Below are 3,891 nucleotides of genomic sequence, written 5' to 3' on the forward strand. Positions count from 1 at the left end.
GGGATCCGGGGCGCGCAGGCGGGCGGCGGTCGGGCCAGGGCCGACCTTGACGGCGAGGCCGCCGAGCGCCTGGGCGGCAGCGAAGGCATCCTCGTCGGTCGTGTCGTCGCCGAGCATGAGCGGCCGGCGCCCCGCGAAGGGGAGGCGCTCGCCGAGACGGCGGAGGGCCGTGCCCTTGTGGGCCGCGGCGGGCTTCACCTCGACGACCATCTTGCCGTGCTGCCGCACGAGGCCCGGCGCGGCGGCGGCGGCCGCGGTGGCGGCCGCGAGGCAGTCGGCCTCCGCCGCGGGCGCGGCGCGGAAGTGCAGCGCGGCGACCGGACCCTTCAGCTCGAGCCGGACGCCGGGGGTACGGGCGGCGGCGCGCAGCGGCGCGAGGACGGCGGCGGGAAGCGGGGCCGGGGTCGGTGGCAGCGGGGCGCTGGGGGCGAGGATCTCGAGCCCGTGGCCGCCGGCGCGCCAGACCTCCGGGGGGGTGCGGTGGGCGAGATCGCGCAGGTCGCGTCCGCTCAGGACGGCGATGGCGCCGCCGAGCCGCAGCGCCAGTCGGGCGAGGACCGGACCGAGATCGGGGGGGAGGAAGATCGCGTCCGGATCCGGGCCGATCTCGGCGAGGGTGCCGTCGAAGTCGAGAAAGAGCGCGTCCTCCGGCGTGAGGCGGAGCGTGTCGAGCGGGAGGCCGCTCACGCGGGGACGCCGGCGCTGGCCTCGAGGGCGTCGAGGAAGCTGCGCCGCCACCAGGCGATGTCGTGCTCCTGCACGTTGCGGATCAGATCCTGCCAGCGCTCGATGCGCTCCTCGCGCGGCATGGAGAGCGCGCGGTGGATGGCGTCGGCGGTGGCGGCGATGTCGTGCGGGTTGACGAGGAGGGCGGCCTGCATCTGCTCGGCCGCGCCAGCGAACTCGGAGAGGACGAGGACGCCCGGATCCTCGGGGGTCTGGGCGGCGACGAACTCCTTGGCGACGAGGTTCATGCCGTCGTGCAGCGGCGTAACCAGGCCGACCCGGGCCAGGCGGTAGAGGCCGCAGAGCGTGCCGCGGTCGTAGCTGCGGGCGAGGTAGCGGATCGGCATCCAGTCGAGGTCGGCATAGTCGGCGTTGATCCGGCCGGCGAGGCGGTCGAGCTCCTCGCGCAGCACCTGATAGGCATCGACCGATTCGCGCGAGGGCGGGGCGATCTGCAGGAAGCTGACCCGGCCGCGCAGCTCCTCGTGGTCGTCGAGCATGCGCCCGAAAGCCTCCATGCGCTGCGGCAGGCCCTTGGAATAGTCCATGCGGTCGACGCCGATGACGAGGGCGCGATGGTCGGTGATCTTGCCGACGCGCGCGGCGGCGGCGACGCCTTCCTCGCCCTCGGCTTGGGCGGCGACGTCGTCGGGATCGACGCCGATCGAGAAGGTCGCGGCGCGCAGGACCTGGTCGAAGACGCGGAGCCTGCCATCCTCTAGGATCTCCGCGCCCGCGTTTTCAACGAGATAGCGGCGAAAGTTCGCGGTGTCCCGATCAGTCTGGAAGCCGACGAGGTCGAAGGCGGCGAGCCCGAGCGCGAGGCGCTGGTGCTGCGGCAGGGCGGAGAAGACTTCCGGGGCGGGGAAGGGGACATGCAGGAAGAAGCCCATCCGGCCGCGCCAGCCGGAGGCGCGAAGCTCCTGGCCCATCAGCAGGAAATGGTAGTCGTGTACCCAGACCATGTCGTCCGGGCGCGTGAAGGGGGCGAGGAGGCGCGCAAAGCGCCGGTTCACCTGCTCGTAGGCGGCGAAGTCGCTCTCGTCGAAATGCGCGAGATCGACGCGGTAGTGGAAGACCGGCCAGAGGGCGCGGTTGGCGTAGCCGAGGTAGTAGCCCTCGTATTCGGGGAGGGTGAGGTCGGCGAGCGCGAACTCGACGTTGCCCTCGGTGAAGTGCCGCACGCCGCGCGTCTCGCGCTCCACCGTGTCGCCGGACCAGCCGAACCAGACGCCGCCTCGCTGCGCCAGGGCGTCCCTGAGCGCGACGGCGAGCCCGCCCGCTCGGGACTCGCCGGGCGTCTCCACTCGGTTCGATGCAACGACAAGCCGTCCCGCCACCCGCAGACTCCCCATCCCCAACGGTTTTGAGGAGGAACGCCGTGGTGGCGCGATGGTTCCGCTGCGGCGGGCCTATTCGCCATCTCCAGCCTTATCGGTCGGTGGCAATGGCTTACAGGGATTCGTTCGAACTGGGAGGCATATTGAATCCATATGGAATGCGTATTGCACCTGAAAGAGTCGGGATTGGTCCGCCCGGCGCGGCAAGCGCGTCAGGCGCCGGAGACGACTGGCGGCGGCAGGAGGCGGGCTTCGGCCAGGAGGGCGGTCAGGACCGCGACGTGGCGCTGGATCGAGTAGGTGGCATCGCCCGCGGCGCGGGTGGCCTCGAGGCGCGTCTCTTCGGCGAGCAGGCTGCCGATCGCCTGGCCGGGGGCCGCGACGCGCGACTGGCGCAGGATCCGCTTGAGGTCGCGCTCGCGGCGGTAGTCGGCGACGCCGCAGCGGGCGGCGCGGATCAGGATCTTCGGGCGGCGCAGGGCGTTCAGGACGGTGGAGAGGTCGGTCATTCGTTTTCTCCCTGAGGTGTTTCTTCCGGCCGCATACTCGCTCGGGTTGCAGCGGTGTTGCGCAACCTATGCGAGTAGCGCGCGCTGCAACGAAGCGGCAACGAACCGGAAACATCAGTGATTTCCGCAGGGTAAGGATATGTTCACGAATCAACTTTAAGACGAGTTTCGCGAAAAATTTCCGTAAAAGGAGCAGGTTCCGTGCGCTCTTGCATCCCGCCCCCGACCATCCCGCGCGACCGGCGGAGGCGCGTCGGATGATCCCGGGCTGGTTGCCGGACGGCGCGGTCGCCTATCTCGCCCACACCACGGGCGGCCTCCCGATCCGGGCCGTGGCGCGGGCGCAGGGCTGCCACGCTTCGACGGTCCTGCGCCAGATCCGCCGTTTCGAGGCGTGGCGGGACGATCCGCTGATCGACGAGGCTCTCGAGCGCATCGCCCGCGAGCACGCCGACGCCCTCTCCACCGTGTCCACCAAGGAGTCGCCGATGCCCGTTCCGGCCGCCCAGCCCGCCAACGTCAGCGACCCGCGCATCGACCGGGAGGCGCGGCGCATCCTGCGCCGGCTCTGCGAGAAGGGGGCCTTCCTCGCGGTGGCGCCGGACATGGAGCGGGCGGTGGTGCTGCGCGAGGTGGTGCCGGGCAAGCAGAACCGGATCGCCATCGTCGACCGCGACGTGGCGCATGCCTTCGCCCTGCAGGAATGGATCACCTGCGCCAAGGCCGGCAAGATCGCCTGCTACACGATCAGCGCGGTGGGGCGGGCGGCGCTGAAGCGGCTGCTGACCGAGGAGCGGGTCGCGCGCGGGCCGAAGGGAGGGTTCGGCGGCTTCGAGGAGGCGCAGGCGCCCTTCCAAGAACAGCACCGCTTCTTCGCCGAGCGCACGGTCATGGCCGAGGACGGCTCCGGCGAGCGGCAGGTCCGCTTCAACCTCGCCGAGAGCCCGCTCTCGGTGCTCGGCCGCAAGCGCGACAAGGACGGCGCGGCCTACCTCGCGGCCGAGCTGATCGAGGCCGGTGAGCGGCTGCGCGAGGACTTCGAGCTGGCGCAGCTGGGGCCGCGCGTCGCCCAGGACTGGGAGCGGTTCCTGACCGCCGGCGGATCGCGCGGCGCCGCGCGCGGCCGCGGGCCGGGCGAAGGGCCGCAGGACGCGCGGGTGCGCTTCGCCAGGGCGATGGAGGCGCTGGGGCCCGGCCTCTCGGACATCGTCTTCCGCATCTGCTGCTTCCTCGAGGGGCTCGAGACCGCCGAGAAGCGCCTCGGCTGGTCGGCCCGCTCGGGGAAGGTGGTGCTGAAGATCGCGCTGGAACGGCTC

Annotated in this window: 4 protein-coding genes; 1 reads left to right on the forward strand and 3 read right to left on the reverse strand. The window is 71.8% G+C overall.

From position 1 onward, the window contains the following. The 3 genes from otsB to Q0112_RS19390 all read right to left on the reverse strand — a co-directional run. Positions 1–687: trehalose-phosphatase (otsB, locus tag Q0112_RS19380; protein ID WP_297977744.1), on the reverse strand; the 687-nt coding region annotated here is incomplete at its 3' end. Continuing rightward, the gene (locus Q0112_RS19385; RefSeq protein WP_297977745.1) at positions 684–2,033 is read right to left on the reverse strand and encodes a trehalose-6-phosphate synthase; all 1,350 of its coding nucleotides are present in this window, start codon (positions 2,031–2,033) and stop codon (positions 684–686) included. The genes otsB and Q0112_RS19385, both read right to left, overlap by 4 nt. Before the next feature lie 245 nt (positions 2,034–2,278). Next, positions 2,279–2,575, reverse strand: a complete 297-nt coding sequence (locus tag Q0112_RS19390; protein ID WP_297977746.1) for a DUF6477 family protein — start codon at positions 2,573–2,575, stop codon at positions 2,279–2,281. Between the two features lie 257 nt (positions 2,576–2,832). Between Q0112_RS19390 and Q0112_RS19395 the strand changes: the two genes are divergently transcribed. Beyond that, a partial coding sequence (locus Q0112_RS19395; protein WP_297977747.1) for a DUF6456 domain-containing protein occupies positions 2,833–3,891 on the forward strand: 1,059 nt, incomplete at its 3' end.

Origin of the sequence: uncultured Amaricoccus sp. (assembly GCF_937858865.1) — a bacterium.
GTDB lineage: Bacteria > Pseudomonadota > Alphaproteobacteria > Rhodobacterales > Rhodobacteraceae > Amaricoccus.